General features: G+C 68.3%; 16 protein-coding genes, 1 tRNA gene and 1 riboswitch. Of the genes, 9 read left to right on the top strand and 8 right to left on the bottom strand.

Features of this window, described 5'->3' with window-relative positions; translation table 11 throughout:
• Positions 1–126 precede the first annotated feature (126 nt).
• On the bottom strand, positions 127–2,082 hold the full coding sequence (gene tkt, locus IEX93_RS08075; RefSeq protein WP_188847705.1) for a transketolase: 1,956 nt from the start codon (positions 2,080–2,082) through the stop codon (positions 127–129).
• A gap of 189 nt (positions 2,083–2,271) precedes the next feature.
• On the opposite strand from tkt, the gene IEX93_RS08080 reads away from it, so the two are divergent.
• Positions 2,272–2,348, top strand: a tRNA-Arg gene (locus IEX93_RS08080).
• A gap of 59 nt (positions 2,349–2,407) precedes the next feature.
• Here IEX93_RS08080 and thiD read toward each other — a convergent pair.
• The 7 genes from thiD to thiE are packed head-to-tail and all read right to left on the bottom strand — an operon-like array spanning position 2,408 to position 8,327.
• Positions 2,408–3,184 (bottom strand): bifunctional hydroxymethylpyrimidine kinase/phosphomethylpyrimidine kinase, encoded by a 777-nt coding sequence (gene thiD / locus IEX93_RS08085; protein ID WP_188847706.1) that lies wholly within the window; start codon positions 3,182–3,184, stop codon positions 2,408–2,410.
• Positions 3,181–4,482, bottom strand: a complete 1,302-nt coding sequence (locus IEX93_RS08090; protein ID WP_188847707.1) for an MFS transporter — start codon at positions 4,480–4,482, stop codon at positions 3,181–3,183. Before IEX93_RS08090 ends, thiD begins: the two co-directional genes overlap by 4 nt.
• A 4-nt stretch (positions 4,483–4,486) precedes the next feature.
• Complete coding sequence (gene thiC / locus IEX93_RS08095; protein ID WP_188847708.1) at positions 4,487–5,794, bottom strand: phosphomethylpyrimidine synthase ThiC; 1,308 nt, start codon at positions 5,792–5,794, stop codon at positions 4,487–4,489.
• The gene (locus tag IEX93_RS08100; RefSeq protein ID WP_188847709.1) at positions 5,791–6,720 is read right to left on the bottom strand and encodes an NAD(P)/FAD-dependent oxidoreductase; all 930 of its coding nucleotides are present in this window, start codon (positions 6,718–6,720) and stop codon (positions 5,791–5,793) included. Before IEX93_RS08100 ends, thiC begins: the two co-directional genes overlap by 4 nt.
• Positions 6,721–6,730: 10 nt before the next feature.
• Positions 6,731–7,525: a thiazole synthase gene (locus IEX93_RS08105; protein WP_188847710.1), complete on the bottom strand. Its 795-nt coding sequence runs from the start codon at positions 7,523–7,525 to the stop codon at positions 6,731–6,733.
• The gene (gene thiS, locus IEX93_RS08110) at positions 7,526–7,720 is read right to left on the bottom strand and encodes a sulfur carrier protein ThiS (RefSeq protein ID WP_188847711.1); all 195 of its coding nucleotides are present in this window, start codon (positions 7,718–7,720) and stop codon (positions 7,526–7,528) included.
• Positions 7,707–8,327 (bottom strand): thiamine phosphate synthase, encoded by a 621-nt coding sequence (gene thiE, locus IEX93_RS08115; RefSeq protein ID WP_188847712.1) that lies wholly within the window; start codon positions 8,325–8,327, stop codon positions 7,707–7,709. Before thiE ends, thiS begins: the two co-directional genes overlap by 14 nt.
• Positions 8,328–8,396: 69 nt before the next feature.
• Positions 8,397–8,506, bottom strand: a riboswitch (TPP riboswitch).
• A gap of 273 nt (positions 8,507–8,779) precedes the next feature.
• Between thiE and IEX93_RS11565 the strand changes: the two genes are divergently transcribed.
• The 8 genes from IEX93_RS11565 to sat all read left to right on the top strand — a co-directional run bounded on the left by IEX93_RS11565 (position 8,780) and on the right by sat (position 15,412).
• Complete coding sequence (locus IEX93_RS11565) at positions 8,780–8,923, top strand: hypothetical protein (RefSeq protein WP_229906132.1); 144 nt, start codon at positions 8,780–8,782, stop codon at positions 8,921–8,923.
• Between the two features lie 162 nt (positions 8,924–9,085).
• On the top strand, positions 9,086–10,828 hold the full coding sequence (locus tag IEX93_RS08125) for a nitrite/sulfite reductase (RefSeq protein WP_188847713.1): 1,743 nt from the start codon (positions 9,086–9,088) through the stop codon (positions 10,826–10,828).
• A gap of 10 nt (positions 10,829–10,838) precedes the next feature.
• Positions 10,839–11,600 carry a uroporphyrinogen-III synthase gene (locus tag IEX93_RS08130; protein WP_188847714.1) on the top strand — a complete coding sequence of 254 codons (762 nt, stop codon included), beginning with the start codon at positions 10,839–10,841 and terminating at the stop codon, positions 11,598–11,600.
• Positions 11,597–12,244 carry a precorrin-2 dehydrogenase/sirohydrochlorin ferrochelatase family protein gene (locus IEX93_RS08135; RefSeq protein ID WP_188847715.1) on the top strand — a complete coding sequence of 216 codons (648 nt, stop codon included), beginning with the start codon at positions 11,597–11,599 and terminating at the stop codon, positions 12,242–12,244. Before IEX93_RS08130 ends, IEX93_RS08135 begins: the two co-directional genes overlap by 4 nt.
• Entirely contained in the window at positions 12,232–12,900 is a 669-nt protein-coding gene (locus IEX93_RS08140; protein ID WP_060384605.1) for a phosphoadenylyl-sulfate reductase, read from the top strand. The genes IEX93_RS08135 and IEX93_RS08140 overlap by 13 nt, the downstream gene beginning before the upstream one ends.
• Before the next feature lies 1 nt (position 12,901).
• A complete protein-coding gene (locus IEX93_RS08145; protein ID WP_188847716.1) occupies positions 12,902–13,642 on the top strand; it encodes a sulfite exporter TauE/SafE family protein in 741 nt (246 codons plus the stop codon).
• Positions 13,635–14,357: a uroporphyrinogen-III C-methyltransferase gene (cobA, locus tag IEX93_RS08150; protein ID WP_188847717.1), complete on the top strand. Its 723-nt coding sequence runs from the start codon at positions 13,635–13,637 to the stop codon at positions 14,355–14,357. Before IEX93_RS08145 ends, cobA begins: the two co-directional genes overlap by 8 nt.
• Before the next feature lie 2 nt (positions 14,358–14,359).
• On the top strand, positions 14,360–15,412 hold the full coding sequence (gene sat, locus IEX93_RS08155; RefSeq protein WP_188847718.1) for a sulfate adenylyltransferase: 1,053 nt from the start codon (positions 14,360–14,362) through the stop codon (positions 15,410–15,412).
• Positions 15,413–15,564 lie beyond the last annotated feature (152 nt).

The raw sequence follows: 15,564 nt of genomic DNA on the forward strand, positions 1-15,564 counted from the left end.
ACCAGATACGGGCTGCGCCCGCAAGGGGAGATTTACCACGAAACGGAGATGTGGGTAAAGTCCTGCTCCATGCCTACCAGGGTAGGCCTCGAGGGGCTCCCCTCCAAGGCAGGCGGGCCCGTGTGCCTACACCAGCTCTAGGAGGGCCTGGGCTACCCGTTCGGGCGTGAACCCTAACCGCTCGTAGACCTCGGGGTAGGGGGCGCTGGCCCCGAAGCGGTCCAGGGCCACCACCTTGTGGGCGTACCGCTCCCAGCCCAGGCTGGCCCCCGCCTCCACCGCCACCACGGGAAGCCCGGGAGGCAGGACCTCCTTCCGGTAGGCCTCGGGCTGGGCCTCAAAAAGCTCAAAGGAGGGCAGACTCACCACCCGCACCCGAACCCCCTTCCCCAGAAGGATTTCCCGCGCCTTCAGGGCCAGGTGGACCTCGCTCCCCGTGGCCACGATCACCCCTTGAGGGTCCTCGGCGTCTTCCAGCACGTACCCGCCCTTGAGAAGCCCCTTGGCCTTCTCTGGGGAGAGGAGGGGCACCGCCTGCCGGGTGAGGACGAGGGCGGTGGGGCCTTCCCTCCGCCTCAAGGCCACCTGCCAGGCGTAGAAGGTCTCGTAGGCGTCGGCGGGGCGGATCACCCAGAGGTTGGGCATGGCCCTTAGGCTCATGAGGTGCTCCACGGGCTGGTGGGTGGGCCCGTCCTCGCCTAGGGCGATGGAGTCGTGGGTGAAGACATAGACCGTAGGCACGCCCATGAGGGCGGAAAGGCGGATGGCGGGGCGCATGTAATCGGAGAAGACCAAAAAGGTCCCCCCGTAGGCCCGGTACCCCCCGTGGAGGTTGAGCCCGTTCAGGATGGCCCCCATGGCGTGCTCCCGCACCCCGAAGTGGAGGTAGCGGCCCAAAGGGTTCTCCGGGGAAAAGTCCTCCATCCCCTGGGCCTTGGTGTTGTTGGAGGGGGTGAGGTCGGCGCTTCCCCCCAAAAGCTCGGGGATGCGGGGGGCGAGGAGGTCTAAGGCCTTGCCGCTCGCCGCCCGGGTGGCCAGGGGCTTGTCAAAGACCGGGGGCTCCTCGGGCAAGGGGGGAAGCTCTCCCTTAAGGCGCCGCAAAAGCTCCTGGTGGAGCTCAGGGTATTCCCGGGCGTAGGCCTGAAGGGCCTTCTCCCAGGCCTCCTGCAAAGCCCTCCCCCGCTCCCGCATGTCCATGTGGCGGTAGACCTCCTCGGGCACGGCAAAAGGCGGGTAGGGCCAGCCCAGGTTCTTCCGGGTGGCCTCCACCGCCTCGGGGCCCAAGGGCTCCCCGTGGGCCTTGGGGGAGTCCTGCTTGGGGGAGCCAAAGCCGATGTGGCTCCTTACGGCGATGAGGCTTGGGCGCTCGTCCAGCTGGGCGAGCCGGATGGCCTTGCGGAGGGCCTCGAGGTCGTTCACGTCCTCCACCCTTAGGGTCTGCCAGCCGTAGGCCCGAAAGCGCCCGAGGACGTCCTCGGTGAAGGCCAGGTCCGTGGGGCCGTCAATGGAGATGCGGTTATCGTCCCAGAAGACGATGAGCTTGGAAAGCTTCCAGTGCCCCGCCAAGGAGGCGGCCTCCCCCGAGACCCCCTCCATCAGGTCCCCGTCCGAGGCCAGGACGTAGGTGTAGTGGTCTATGACGGTGTGCCCGGGGCGGTTGAACTCGGCGGCGAGCTTCTTCTCCGCCAAGGCCAGCCCCACGGCGGTGGAAATCCCCTGGCCCAAAGGCCCCGTGGTCACCTCCACCCCGGGGGTGTGGCCGTACTCGGGGTGGCCCGGGGTCTTGGAGCCCCACTGGCGGAAGCGCTTGAGCTCCTCCAAGGGGAGGTCGTAGCCCGTGAGGTGGAGGAGGGCGTAAAGGAGCATGGAGCCGTGCCCGGCGGAGAGGACGAAGCGGTCCCGGTTGGGCCAGGTGGGGTCTAAGGGGTTGTGGCGCATGACCTCCCGGAAGAGGAGGTAGCCCAAGGGGGCCATGGCCATGGGCATGCCCGGGTGGCCGCTTCTCGCCTTCTCCACCGCGTCCACGGCTAGAAAGCGGATGGCGTTCACCGAAAGGGCGGTGAGGTCCTGGGTCTCGGTCATGGTCGCCTCCAGGGTACAGAAGCCCGGCCCAAGGTGGGCCCAGGCCCCGCGGGATAAACCATACCCCATGGCCTCACGCCCGATACCAGGGTCTTCCCAGGCATGGACAGAAGGGCACCCTAGGGCTATAATGCACCCGGGGTTTAGGCGGGGCTCTTAGGGGTCCGGTGCCATCCCCCTAAAAGGTGGGCGCCCGTAGCTCAGCAGGATAGAGCGGGGGCTTCCTAAGCCCTAGGTCGGGGGTTCGAATCCCTCCGGGCGCACCAAAACCCCCCTCGAGGGGGGTTTTTCTTTTCGGGGCCCCGGCGCAAGCCAGGGGGTGGCGTTAGGCCCAGTGGTTCAGGGGCCCGTGCCCCCGGCCCAAGGGAGGGGCGGTCCTCAGGGCCCGGGTGAGGTAGGCCTTGGCCTCGGCCACCGCCTCCCCCAAAGGCTTCCCCAGGGCCAAGAGGGCGGCGATGGCCGCGGAGAGGGTACACCCCGTGCCGTGGGTGTTCCGGGTATGGACCCGGGGAGCGGAGAAGCGCAAGACCCCTCCCCGGGTGGCTAAAAGGTCCACCGCCTCTTCCCCCTCCAGATGCCCCCCCTTGAGGAGGACGGCCTTGGGGCCTAGGGCGAGGAGGGCCTTGGCGGCCTCCTCCGCCTCCTCAAGGGTACGGATGGGGCGCCCCAGGAGGGCCTCGGCCTCGAGGCGGTTCGGGGTGATGAGGGCCGCCAGGGGGAAGAGCCTCTCCTTGAGGGCAGCCACCGCCTCCGGGGCAAGGAGAGGGTCCCCGCTTTTGGCCACCATCACCGGGTCCACCACCAAGGGCGCGATGCCGTAGCGCCCCACCGCCTCGGCCACCGCCTCCACCATGGCCCCATCCCCCAAGGCTCCGGTCTTGGCGGCGTGAAGGGGGAAATCCTCGGCCACGCTCTCTATCTGGGCGTAGACCACCTCGGGGGGAAGGAGGTGCACCCGCTGCACCCCCAGGGTGTTCTGGGCGGTGATGAGGGTGAGGGCGCTCGTCCCGTAGACCCCAAAGCGGAAGAAGACCTTGAGGTCCGCCTGCACCCCGGCCCCACCCCCTGAGTCCGAACCGGCAATGGTAAGGGCCACCCTCATCCTTCCTCCAAGGGCTTCCCCCGGGTCTCCACCCCCACCCCCCAGGCGAAGACCCCGGCCAGGAGCAAAAGCCCTCCGTGGAGGGCCAAAACCCCGCCCTGGCCCAGGAGGGGGAGGAGGGCCTCGGTGGCGTAGGGGGCGAGGATCCCCCCCACCCGCCCCACCGCCGCCACCAGCCCGGCCCCGCTTCCCCTAAGCGCCGTGGGGAAAAGCTCCGGGGTGTAGGCGTAGACCGCCCCCCAGGCCCCCAGGTTGAAGAAGGAAAGGAGCGCCCCAAGGAGGAGCACCTCCAGAGGGGAAGCGGCCCGGGAAAGGAGCCAGGCGGAAAAGGCGGAAAGAGCCAGAAACCCCACCAGCACGGGCCTTCTCCCCCATCTTTCCACCAGGAAGGCCGCTGTGAGGTACCCCGGCACCTGGGCCAAGGTGATGAGGAGGACGTACGCCAAGGAGCGCACCAGGGTGTAGCCCTGGGCCACGAGGAGAGAGGGGAGCCAGATGAAGGCCCCGTAGTAGCCGGCGTTTAAGGCGAACCAGGCAAGGGCCAGGAAAAGGGTGCGCCGGAGGAGGGGCGGGCGGAAGAGGGCCCCGTAGGGGAGGGGGCGCGGGGCGGGCTCAGGGCGAGGCTCGGGAAGGGGCCCGGGAAAGGCCCGCTCCCAGGCGGCCACCAACGCCTCCGCCTCCGCCACCTGGCCCTGGGCCAGAAGCCAGCGGGGGGACTCGGGGAGGGAAAGCCTCAGGTAGGCGGCGTAAAGGGCGGGAAGGGCCCCGGCGAGGAAGGCCCCCCGCCAGCCCAAGGAGGGGACCAGAAGGTAGCCCATGAGGGCGGCGAGGAGCCACCCCACGGCCCAGAAGGCCTCGAGAAGAACCACCATCCGCCCCCGGTGGGCCTTGGGGCTAAACTCCCCCATGAGGCTTGCCGCCACGGGAAGCTCCGCCCCTAGCCCAAGCCCCGTGAGGAAGCGGAAGAGGAAGACCCAGGAAAGGCTTGGGGCAAGGGCGGTGAGGAGGCTCCCCAGACCGGCCAGGAAGAGGCTATACCCCACCACCGCCTTGCGGCCGAACCGGTCGGCAAGCCGCCCCCCGAGGAGGGCCCCAAAGAGCATCCCCAAAAGCCCCACGCTCCCCAGAAGGCCGGCCTGGACGGGGCTTAGACCGAACTCCCGGGAAAGGGCGGGCAGGGTGAAGCTGATGAGCCCCACGTCCATGGCGTCCAGGGCCCAGCCGAGCCCGAGGAGCAGGAGGAGGCGGTAGTGGGGCCTTCCCAGGGGCAGGCGTTCCAGACGGGCGAGGGCGTCCATGGCCTTAGGCTACGGGAAGCTCCAGCCGCCCCTTCCCCCTTAGCACCGCCTCCACCAGGTTCATGGGGCAGAAGGGGCCGCACATGCTGCAGGCCTTGGTCTTGGAGCCCCTTTCCTCCTTGAGGCGCCTCGCCTCCTCGGGGAAAAGGGCCAGGGCAAACTGCCCCTCCCAGTCCAGCCGGTAGCGGGCCTCGGACATCCTTCGGTTCCGCTCCAAGGCGCGCGGGTTCCCCCGGGCCACGTCGGCGGCGTGGGCGGCGATCTTGAAGGCGATGACCCCTTGCTTCACGTGCTCCACTGTGGGCAGGCCCAAATGCTCCGCCGGGGTGAGGTAGCAGAGCATGTCCGCACCCATCCAGCCCGCCAAGGCCCCCCCGATGGCCCCGGCGATGTGGTCAAAGCCCGCGGCGGTGTCCACGGGGAGCATCCCCAGGATGTAGAAGGGGGCATGCCCGGTGAGCTTCTTCTGGATCTGAACGTTGGTGGCCACCTCGTTTAGGGGGATGTGCCCGGGGCCTTCCACCATGGCCTGGACCCCGGCCCTCCGGGCCCTTTCCACCAGCTCCCCGATGGTGAGGAGTTCGGCGATCTGGGCCCGGTCGGTGCTGTCCGCCAGGGAACCAGGCCTGAGGCCGTCCCCCAGGGAGAGGGTCATGTCGTAGGTGCGGGCGATGTCCAAGAGGTCGTCAAAGCGGGCGTAGAGGGGGTTTTCCTCGCCCCTATGGAGCATCCAGGCGGCTATGAGCCCCCCGCCCCGGCTCACGATGCCCGTGGTGCGGGGGCTATTCCGGTAGACCTCGAGGTTCTTCAGGGTCACCCCCACGTGGACGGTGATGTAGTCCACCCCCTCCTTCCCGTGCTCCTCAATCACCTGGAAGAGCTCGTCGGCGGACATGTCAAAGAAGTTCTTGCGCTTGGCTGCCCGGAACTCCGCCTCGTAGATGGGCACGGTGCCCAAGGGGACGGTGGCCACCTCGAGGATCCGCCTGCGGATCGCCTTGAGGTCCCCCCCGGTGGAGAGGTCCATGACGGTGTCCGCCCCGTACCGGATGGCCACCTTGGCCTTCTCCACCTCCTCCTCCACGTCCACGTAATCGTAGGAGGTGCCCAGGTTGGCGTTCACCTTGACGCTAAGCCCCTCTCCGATCCCCTTGAAGTCGGTGAGGGTCTTGTGGTTGGGGTTCCTGGGGATCACGATCCGGCCCACCGCCACCCCCTCCCGCACGAACTCGGGGGAAACCCCCTCCTTTGCCGCCACGTAGGCCATCTCCTCCGTAACGATCCCTTTCCTTGCCGCTTCCAGCTGCGTCATCCTTCCACCCCCAGAAGCTTTAGAAGCCTTTTCGCCGTCCAGGGCGCAAGGAGGATACCGTTCCTCCCGTGCCCCACCGCGGCGTAGATTCCTTCTTCCAGTTCCCCCACGAAAAGCTCGCCCAGAGGCCTGTAGCCCCACACCACCCCCCTGAAGGGAGCCCCTTCCAGGAGGGGAAAGCGCTCGTGGGCGTAGTCGGCAAGCCACCTCAGGCCATAGAGGTCCACCCCCTCCCGCCACCCCTCCCTGCCCGTGGCCCCCACGTAGACCCCGCCCTCCCGGGGGAGGATGTACCCCTCCCCGGCGAAGAGGGGCCCAGGGGGCGCCTCCCCCCCGAGGAGCAAAGCCTCCCCTTTGAGGGGCCTGACCCCTAGGCCAAACCGCCCGCCCCAGGCCCCCACGCAAAGGAGGACGGCCCGGGCCCTAAGCTCCCCTTCCTTCCAGGAAACCCTTCCCCCCTCCACCCCCTCCACCTCGGCCCGGAGGTAAACCCCCCCAAGGGCCCGGAAGGCCCCAAGGAGGGCCTCCCGAAGCCCTCTGGGGTGGACGAACCCCCCGGGGAAGCGCCGCGCCCCCAACCCCCCCCGGACCGGGTAAGGGAGGGGGTCCTGGGCCTCCCAGGCCTCCTTCTCCCCAAGGCTTAGGGCCGCCACCCAGGTCCCGGAAAAGGAGGCCTCCACCGGGTACCCCTTCTCCTTGAGCTCGGCGAGGAGCTCGGGGTAGGCCTCTAGGCCGAAAAGCCCCGCCTCCAGAAGAGCCCCGCTAAGCCCCTCGGGGTGAGGGGCCAGCATCCCGGCGCTCGCCAGGGTGGCGGCCCCAGGCTTCTCGGCCTCCAGGAGGACCACCTCCACCCCCCGCTTGGCGAGCTCGTAGGCGGCGAGGGCCCCGATGACCCCGGCCCCCACCACGGCCACGTCCGCCCGCAAGGGAACCCTCCTACTGGGGCCCCCGACCGGTCGGGGTAAGCGGCACCCCCTCCACCGGGCTCGAGGAGCTTGCCGCCTCCCTAGGCCGCATGGGCCCCGCCAGGTAGGCCTTCCTCCCCGCCTCCACCGCAAGCCGGAAGGCCTCGGCCATGGCGGGAGGATCTTGGGCCTCGGCGATGGCGGTGTTCACCAAGACGGCGTCCAGGCCAAGCTCCATCACCTCCGCTGCATGGGAGGGAAGGCCGAGCCCCGCGTCCACCACCACCGGGGGAAGGCTCGGCCGCTCCCGGGCGAAAAGTTCCAAAAGGGCCCGCGTCTTCACCCCCCAGCCGCTTCCGATGGGGGCGGCGAGGGGCATCACCGTGGCCGTGCCCAAAGCGGCGAGGCGCTTGGCCAAGACCAAATCGGGCCCCATGTAGGGAAGCACGGTGAAGCCCTCCTCTAGGAGGATTTCCGCCGCCCTCAGGGTCTCCAGGGGGTCAGGGAGGAGGTAGGTGGGGTCGGGGATCACCTCCAGCTTCACCCAGTTCTCCCCGGTGAGGAGGCGGCCTAGCCGGGCGAGCCGCACCGCCTCCTCGGCGGTTTTGGCCCCGGCGGTGTTGGGGAGAAGCCTCACCCCCTCCAGGGCCTCCAAAAGCCCCACGTGCCCCGGGGCCTTGAGCTCCACCCGCCTCACGGAGACCGTGACCACCTCGGCCCCCGCGGCGGCGATGGCCTCCCGCATCAGGGCGAAGTCCTTGAACTTGCCGCTTCCCAGGATGAGGCGGCTTTTGAGCTCTACGGAGCCCACCTTCCAGGTGTCCATCTAGCCTCCTTGCATCAGGGCCACCACCTCCACCACGTCCCCTTCCCTAAGGACGCGGTCGGGCACCTCGGCCCCGGGAAAGGCCTCCTCGTTGAGGAGGACGGCGACCCGCTCTAGCTCCACGCCAAGCTCCTTTAGGACCTCCTTCAGGCTCTTCCCCTCCAAGGGCTTGGGCTCGCCGTTAAGCCACACCATAAAGCCGCTCCCGAAAGGCGCGGGCCGCCCGCTCGGGGTCTTCTGCGTCCAGGATGGCCCGCACCACCACGATGCGCCTCGCCCCGGCCTCCAGGACCCGGTCCAGGTTCTCCAGGTCAATCCCCCCGATGGCGAACCAGGGCTTCTCCTTGAGGTTTTCCGCCGCCCAGCGCACGTACCCTAGCCCCGCCGCCTTCCTTCCAGGCTTGGTGGGGGTTTCCCACACGGGGCCAATGGAGAGGTAGTCCACCCCTTCCTCTAGCGCCCTTAGGGCCTGCTCGGGGGCGTGGGTGGAGCGGCCCACCAGCCCCTGGAAAAAGCGCCTGGCCTCGAGGGGAGTAAGGTCTCCTTGCCCGAGGTGCACCCCGTCCGCCCCCAGGAGGGCGGCGAGGTCGGGGCGGTCGTTTAGGAAAAAGGGCACCCCGTAGCGCCGGGCGAGGGCGAGCATCCTTTCCCCAAGCTCCAGGATGGGCCTCGCCTCCCAGTCCTTGGCCCTTAGCTGCAAGACCTCCACGCCGCCCCCCAAGGCCCTTTCCGTGCGGTCCAGGGTCTCCCCCATAGACCAATGGGGCCTTGGGGTCACCACCAGGTAAAGCCTTCCCTGCAAGCTTCCACCCCCTCAGGCCGGCAGGAAAGGCCCACGCGGCCCGGAAGGGGTTAGGTTTTGGGGGACTCGGGTCTTCCGCATAGGCTTCCCTCCGCCGGCATTACCCGGATCAGGTTCCAAGGGTTGCTGGGAAGAACCCAGCTCTCAGCCCTTCCATTCGGGCACCCCTAGCCTGCCCCTCCACTATAGCACGCCCCCTCCCGGCCAAAGGAAGAAGGGCTACACTTAAGCCCATGGCCCCTACCTGGCCCTTTTGAGCCTCCTCTGGGGCGTCCACCTGGTCCCGGGGGCCGCCTTGGGGCCCGGCCTAAGCCTTCTGGCCCGGCGCCTTTCCCTGTCCCACCTTCTCTTCTGGACCCTCCTCCTAAACCCCTCCACCTGGGCGGCCGTGGCCCTCCTCCGCCCTGAGTCCGACCCCATGAACCTGGGCCTGGCGGTGGCCATGGTGGCCTTTGCGCTCCTTTGCCTCGGGGTCCTTCTTTCTTGCCGCCCTCCTTCCCCCGTGGCTTGCCCCCTGGCCCTTGGCCCTTTCGGGGCTTCTCCCGGTTCCCCTCTTCGCCTTCTTGGGGGACGCCCTGGGTCCTTCCGCCGGGTGAGGGGCGCTCCTTTTGGGAGCGGGGCTCATAGCCTTGGGCCTGGGGCTTGCGGGGAGGCCTTAGGGGAAGCGGGGAACCCCGGCGCTTATACCCTTGACTTTCATAGGCTCAATGGTATATCTTCCTGGCTAACCCCCGGAGGGCCGGGGGGAAGGAGGGAAGATGACCGGGGTCAGGGAAACGCTGGACGCGGTGGTGGAGGCGGAGATCCAATACCTGGAGGCCATGATCGCCCGCCTCGAGGCCGGGGAGGAGGACCCCGAGGACTTCCGGGTCTACCGCCTCAAGAACGGCATCTACGGCATCCGGGGACGTCCCGAGCATCACATGATCCGCATCAAGCTCCCCGTGGGGCGGATCACCCCGGAAGGCCTTAGGGTCCTGGCGGACGTGGCCGAGCGCTACGCGGAAAACCGCCTGGCCCACGTGACCACCCGCCAGGCGGTCCAGCTCCACCACGTCCACCGCCGGGACGTGCCCAAGGTCTTAAGGGCGGTGAACGCCGTGGGGCTCACCACCCGGGAGGCCTGCGGCCACTCCATCCGGGCCATCACCTGCTGCCCCTTCGCCGGGGTCTCCCCGGAGGAACCCTTTGACGTCACCCCTTACGCCGAGGCCACTTATCGCTACTTCCTCCGCCATCCCGTGGGGCAGAACCTGCCCCGGAAGTTCAAGATCGCCTTTGAGGGGTGCGCCACGGACCACGCCCGCACCCCCATCCACGACATCGGGGTGGTGGCGGCCCTGGAAGGGGGGAAGCGGGGCTTCCGCATCTACGTGGGCGGGGGCCTGGGGGCCGCCCCCATGAGCGCCGAGCTCTTGGAGCCCTTCACCCCCGAGGAGGACCTCCTCCCCACCATGCTCGCCATCATCCGCCTCTTTGACCGCTACGGGAACCGCAAGGTCCTGACCCAGGCCCGGCTCAAGTTCCTGGTGAAGAAGTGGGGCATCGCCGCCTTCCGGGAGGCGGTGCGGGAGGAAAGGCGCATCGTGAAGCTCACGGCCACGGGGGAGGACCTAAGGGCCTGGGCCCCTCCCCAAGAGCCCGAACCCCCGAGGCTTCCCAGCCCGCCCCAAAAGCCCTTCTCCTTCGCCCCGGGGTTTGACGCCTGGCGGCGCACCAACCTCTTCAAGCAGAAGCAGGAGGGCTTCTACACCGCCATCGTCCGCCTCCCCTTGGGGGACATCACCCCGGAAGGCCTCCGGGCCCTGGCGGAGATTGCGGAAACCTACGCCGGGGAGATTAGGAGCGCCATCAGCCAGAACCTCCTCCTCCGCTTCGTCCCCGAGGAGGCGTTAGGGGGGCTTTATGAGGCCCTTTTAGAGGCGGGGCTCGCCTGGCCCGAGGCCCACACCCTCCTGGACATCACCCGCTGCCCCGGGGCCGACACCTGCAACCTGGCCATCACCCGCTCCCGGGGCCTCGCCCAAGCCCTGGGGGAAAGCCTCGCCGCCCTCCCCATGGCCCAGGACCCCGGGGCCAAGGCCATCAGCCTCAAGATCTCCGGCTGCCCCAACTCCTGCGGCCAGCACCACATCGCCGACATCGGCTTCTACGGCTCAAGCCGTAAGGTGGGGGAAAGGGAGGTGCCCCACTACGTCCTCCTCCTGGGCGGCAGGACCCGGGAAGGGGAGGCCCGCTTCGGCCAGGTGGTGGGCAGGATCCCCGCCCGCCGGGTCCCCGAGGCGGTGGAGAGGATCCTGAAGCGCTACCTTACGGAGCGGCAAAACGGGGAAAGCTTCCAGGCCTACCTGGACCGGGTGGGGGCGGCCTCCTTCAAGCCCCTCCTCCAGGACCTCCAGGAGGTCCCCCCTTACGAGGAAGCTCCCGAGTTCTACCAGGACCTGGGGGCCGAAGGGGAGGCCTTCAGCGTGCAGCTTGGGCGCGGGGAGTGCGCCGTCTAGGGAGGTGGCCATGCGCCTCGCCTACGCCGGCCTAAGGCGCAAAGAGGAGTTTAAGGCCCTGGCGGAAAAGCTCGGCTTCACCCCCCTCCTCTTCCCCGTCCAGGCCACGGAAAAGGTCCCCGTCCCCGAGTACCGGGACCACCTGCGGGCGCTTGCCCAAGGGGTGGACCTCTTTGTGGCTACCACCGGGGTGGGGGTAAAAGACCTCCTCGAGGCGGGAAAGGCCCTGGGCCTAGACCTTAGAAAGCCCTTGAAAGGGGCCTTCCGCTTGACCCGGGGCGCCAAGGCCGCCCGCACCCTAAGGGAGCTCGGCCTTCCCCCCCACGCCGTGGGGGACGGGACCTCTAAGAGCCTCCTCCCCCTCCTCCCCCAGGGCCCCGGCAAGGCCGCCTTGCAGCTTTACGGCAAGCCCCTTCCCCTTCTGGAAAACGCCCTGGCGGAAAGGGGCTACCGGGTCCTTCCCCTCATGCCCTACCGCCACCTCCCGGACCTCGAGGGGATCCTCCGCCTGGAGGAGGCCCTCCTTGGGGGTGAGGTGGACGCCCTCGCCTTCGTGGCCGCTATCCAGGTGGAGTTCCTCTTTGAGGAGGCAAAGGACCCCAAGGCCTTGAAGGAGGTTCTTAACACGCGGGTAAAGCCCCTCGCCGTGGGCCGGGTCACCGCCGACGCCCTACGGGAGTGGGGCGTAAGCCCCTTCTACGTGGACGAAACCGAGCGCCTCGGGAGCATGCTCCAGGGCTTCCGAAAAGCCCTGCAAAAGGAGGTGGCATGACCTACTTCCCCCTGATGCTGGACCTCAGGGACCGCCCCGTCCTCCTCATCGCCGGGGGGCCCGAGACGGAGGCCAAGTTACAGGCCCTGCTTTCGGCCGGGGCGCGGCTCACCGTGCTCGCCGAGGAGGACGCCTTCGGCCTGGAAGCCCTGGAACGGGAAGGGAAGATCCGCTGGCTTAGGCGGGGCTACCAGGAAGGAGATTTAGAGGGCTTCTTCCTGGTCATCAGCCACCCCAAGGACAAGGCCATCCACCCTAAGGTCAAGGCGGAAGCCGACCAAAGGGGCATCTTCCTCGTGGCCGTGGACGACCCGCAAAACGCCAGCGCCATCCTCCCCGCCGTCCTAAGGCGCGGGGAGCTTGTGGTGGCCCTTTCCACTTCGGGGGCGGCCCCCGCCCTGGCCGTAAGGCTCAAGGAGCGGCTCGCCCAGCTCTTCCCCGAGGCCTACGGGGAGCTCGTGGCCTTCCTCCGCACCCTGAGGCCCAGAATCGCCCAAATCCCGGACTTTGAGGAGCGGAAGCGCCTCTGGTACCGCATCGTGGACCAGGCCCTGGAGGAACTGGACCTAGACCCCAAGGAAGGGCTCGCCCGCGCCATGGAGAAGGCGGAAGAGGCCCTGAAGGAGGCGGTATGGACAAGGTAAAGGCGGCCAAGGAACTGGTCCAAGAAGCCCTGGCCCAAAGCCAAAACCCCTGCTTCACCTGCAGCTTCCAGGCGGAGGACGTGGTGGTCCTCCACCTCCTCCTAGAGGCCAAACCCGAGATCCCCGTCCTCTTCCTGGACACCGGCTACCACTTCCCCGAGGTCTACGCCTACCGGGACGAGATGCAAAAAAAGCTCGGCTTCCGCCTCATCAACCTCACCCCCGCCCTTTCCCGGGAGGAGCAGGAAAGGCTTTACGGCAAGCTCTATGAGACCGACCCCAGCCGGTGCTGCGGCCTTCGCAAGGTGGAGCCCCTTTTCGCCGCTCTGGAAGCCTACGACACCTGGTTCACGGGGCTTAGGCGGGAGCAGTCCCCCACCCGGGCAAACCTTAAGCCCTTGGAAGAAGCCATCCTCCCCTCGGGGCACTGCCTGAAGAAGGTGAGTCCCCTCTGGGACTGGACGCTTAAGGAGGTCTTTGCCTACCTAGCGGTCCAGGACCTCCCCTATTTGCCCCTCTACGACCAGGGCTACCTCTCCATCGGCTGCGCCCCCTGCACCGCCAAGCCCCTAGACCCTTCCGACCCCCGCTCGGGCCGCTGGGCGGGGAAGGGAAAGCTGGAATGCGGTATCCACCTGCACGGAAAGGAGGGGTAGGATGGCCTTTCTCCTCGGTTTCCTCATCGCCTTCGCCATCGGGGTCACGGGGGTGGGGGCGGGGACGATCACCGCGCCCCTCCTCATCCTCGCCTTGGGGCTTCCCCCGGAGGTGGCGGTGGGGACGGCGCTCCTCTTCGGCTTCCTGGTGAAGATCCCCGCCGGGGGGGTCTACCTCCTCAAGGGGGAGGTGGACCCTAAGGCCCTTTCCCGCCTTCTTCTGGGCGGGGTCCCGGGGGTGCTTTTGGGAAGCCTTCTCCTCGCCCAGCTCAAGGGGGCCAAGGACCTGGTCCTCCTCCTGGTGGGCCTCACCGTGGTCCTCTCGGCGGGGCTTGGGCTTTGGCGGAGCTTTAAGGGTCTTCCCCAGGGAAAGGAAAGGCCCCACCTCCTTCCCCCGGCGGCCTTTGGCATCGGCCTCGAGGTGGGCTTCTCCTCCGCCGGGGCCGGGGCCTTGGGGACCCTCCTCCTCTTCCACGCCACGAGGCTTTCCCCCCAAAAGGTGGTGGGCACCGACCTCCTCTTCGGCCTCGTCCTGGCCCTCCTCGGGGGCGGGGTCCACCTCTATTTCGGCCAGGTGGACCCGGGGCTTCTCCTCGCCCTGGCCTCGGGCGGGGTGGCGGGGGGGCTTCTTGGAGCCCTCTTCGCCACCCGGCTTCCCAAGGAGCCCTTGAGGGTTGCCCTTCTCCTTTGGCTCCTTTTCATCGGAAGCCAGCTCATCTACCGGGGGGTGGCCCATGGGTAGGGTCTACCTGGTGGGGGCGGGCCCTGGGGACCCGGAGCTCCTCACCCTCAAGGCCTACCGCCTCCTCAAGGAAGCTCCCGTGGTCCTCCACGACCGGCTGGTGGACGAGAGGATCCTAGCCCTAGCCCCTGGGGAAAAGGTCTACGTGGGCAAGGAGGAGGGGGAAAGCGGCAAGCAAGAGGAGATCCACCGCCTCCTCCTCCGCTACGCCCGGGCCTACCCCAAGGTGGTCCGCCTCAAGGGAGGAGACCCCTTCGTCTTCGGCCGGGGCGGGGAGGAGATGCTCTTCCTCCTTAGGCACGGGATCCCCGTGGAGGTGGTGCCCGGGGTGACGAGCCTCCTCGCCTCCGGGCTTCCCTTGACCCACCGGGGCCTAGCCCACGGCTTCGCCGCCGTCTCCGGCGTCCTGGAAGGGGGAGGCTACCCGGACCTAAAGCCCTTCGCCCGGGTACCCACCCTGGTGATCCTCATGGGGGTGAAGCGGCGGGTCTGGATCGCAAGGGAGCTCCTCCGCCTGGGGCGAAACCCCCTAGAGCCCACCCTTTTCGTGGAGCGGGCTTCTACCCCCAAAGAACGCCGCATCCTGGCCTCGCTTCAGGAGGTGGCGGAAGGGAAGGTGGCGGTGGAGGCTCCTGCCCTTTGGATCCTAGGCGAGGTGGTGCGGGTCTTTGCCGAGGCCAAGGCGCCCCTGGAGGCCCTGGCCCTGGGAGGTTAGTCATGGTGGAAACCCTTCCCGCTTTGGCGATCGGCGAGGACGAAAGGCTGGACCTGGAAAACCTGGCCACGGGGGCCTTCCACCCCGTGCGGGGCTTCATGACCCGGGAAGAGGCCCTCTCCGTGGCCCAGGAGATGCGCCTGCCCACGGGCGAGGTCTGGACGATCCCCATCCTCCTCCAGTTCCGGGAAAGGCCCAAGGTGGGCCCCAAGGATACCGTGGCCCTGGTCCACGGGGGCGAGCGGGTGGCCCTCCTCCACGTGGCCGAGGCCTACGAGCTGGACCTAAGGGCCCTGGCGCGGGCCGTCTTCGGCACGGAAAGCGAGGCCCACCCCGGGGTGGCCCGGCTCTACGCCAAGGGGCCCTACGTCCTGGGAGGGAGGGTGGAGGTCTTAAAGCCCCGGCCTCGAGGGCTCCTGGAGAAGACCCCGGAGGAGGTCCGGGCCTTCTTCCGGGAGCGGGGCTGGAGAAAAGTGGTGGCCTTCCAGACCCGGAACGCCCCCCACCGGGCCCATGAGTACCTCATAAGGCTCGGCCTGGAACTGGCCGACGGGGTCCTCGTCCACCCCATCCTGGGGGCCAAGAAGGCCGACGACTTCCCCACCGAGGTCATCGTGAGGGCCTACCAGGCCCTTCTGGAGGGGTTCTTGCCCAAGGAGCGGGTGGCCCTCTTCGGCCTCGCCACCCCCATGCGCTACGCCGGCCCCAAGGAAGCGGTCTTCCACGCCCTGGTGCGCAAGAACTTTGGGGCCACGCACTTCCTGGTGGGCCGGGACCACGCCGGGGTGGGGGACTTCTACGACCCTTACGCCGCCCACCGCATCTTTGACGCCCTGCCTCCCTTGGGCATTGAGATCGTTAAGGTGGGAGCGATCTTCCACTGCCCCCTTTGCGGCGGCATCGCCTCCGAGAGAACCTGCCCCGAGGGGCACCGGGAGAAGCGCCTCTCCATCAGCATGACCCGGGTCCGGGCCCTCCTCCGGGAGGGGAAGGCCCCACCCCCCGAGCTGGTGCGCCCCGAGCTCCTCCCCATCCTCCGCCAAGGGGTGGCCTAACCCTAGGCCCCAAAGCCGGCGTGGGGGAAGCCCCGCGCCGGGCTTTCTTTTGGGTGAAAACCTTCATTTTACCCTATTGAGCGTTACACCCAGGTCACGCCCGAGGGGCTTCATGAGAGGTTTATGAGTTACCCGGGCGTTACCTTTTCCCT

Origin of the sequence: Thermus composti, from assembly GCF_014647535.1 — a bacterium.
Lineage (GTDB): Bacteria > Deinococcota > Deinococci > Deinococcales > Thermaceae > Thermus > Thermus composti.

What these genes read in the sequence shown, in the direction of transcription:
- cobA (WP_188847717.1), top strand. Translation starts at nt 13,635, where the DNA reads ATGGGTAGGGTCTACCTGGTGGGGGCGGGCCCTGGGGACCCGGAGCTC.
- IEX93_RS08125 (WP_188847713.1), top strand. Translation starts at nt 9,086, where the DNA reads ATGACCGGGGTCAGGGAAACGCTGGACGCGGTGGTGGAGGCGGAGATC.
- thiC (WP_188847708.1), bottom strand. Translation starts at nt 5,794, where the DNA reads ATGACGCAGCTGGAAGCGGCAAGGAAAGGGATCGTTACGGAGGAGATG.
- IEX93_RS08105 (WP_188847710.1), bottom strand. Translation starts at nt 7,525, where the DNA reads ATGGACACCTGGAAGGTGGGCTCCGTAGAGCTCAAAAGCCGCCTCATC.
- tkt (WP_188847705.1), bottom strand. Translation starts at nt 2,082, where the DNA reads ATGACCGAGACCCAGGACCTCACCGCCCTTTCGGTGAACGCCATCCGC.
- IEX93_RS08145 (WP_188847716.1), top strand. Translation starts at nt 12,902, where the DNA reads ATGGCCTTTCTCCTCGGTTTCCTCATCGCCTTCGCCATCGGGGTCACG.
- thiS (WP_188847711.1), bottom strand. Translation starts at nt 7,720, where the DNA reads ATGGTGTGGCTTAACGGCGAGCCCAAGCCCTTGGAGGGGAAGAGCCTG.
- thiD (WP_188847706.1), bottom strand. Translation starts at nt 3,184, where the DNA reads ATGAGGGTGGCCCTTACCATTGCCGGTTCGGACTCAGGGGGTGGGGCC.
- sat (WP_188847718.1), top strand. Translation starts at nt 14,360, where the DNA reads ATGGTGGAAACCCTTCCCGCTTTGGCGATCGGCGAGGACGAAAGGCTG.
- IEX93_RS08130 (WP_188847714.1), top strand. Translation starts at nt 10,839, where the DNA reads ATGCGCCTCGCCTACGCCGGCCTAAGGCGCAAAGAGGAGTTTAAGGCC.
- IEX93_RS08090 (WP_188847707.1), bottom strand. Translation starts at nt 4,482, where the DNA reads ATGGACGCCCTCGCCCGTCTGGAACGCCTGCCCCTGGGAAGGCCCCAC.
- IEX93_RS08135 (WP_188847715.1), top strand. Translation starts at nt 11,597, where the DNA reads ATGACCTACTTCCCCCTGATGCTGGACCTCAGGGACCGCCCCGTCCTC.
- IEX93_RS08140 (WP_060384605.1), top strand. Translation starts at nt 12,232, where the DNA reads ATGGACAAGGTAAAGGCGGCCAAGGAACTGGTCCAAGAAGCCCTGGCC.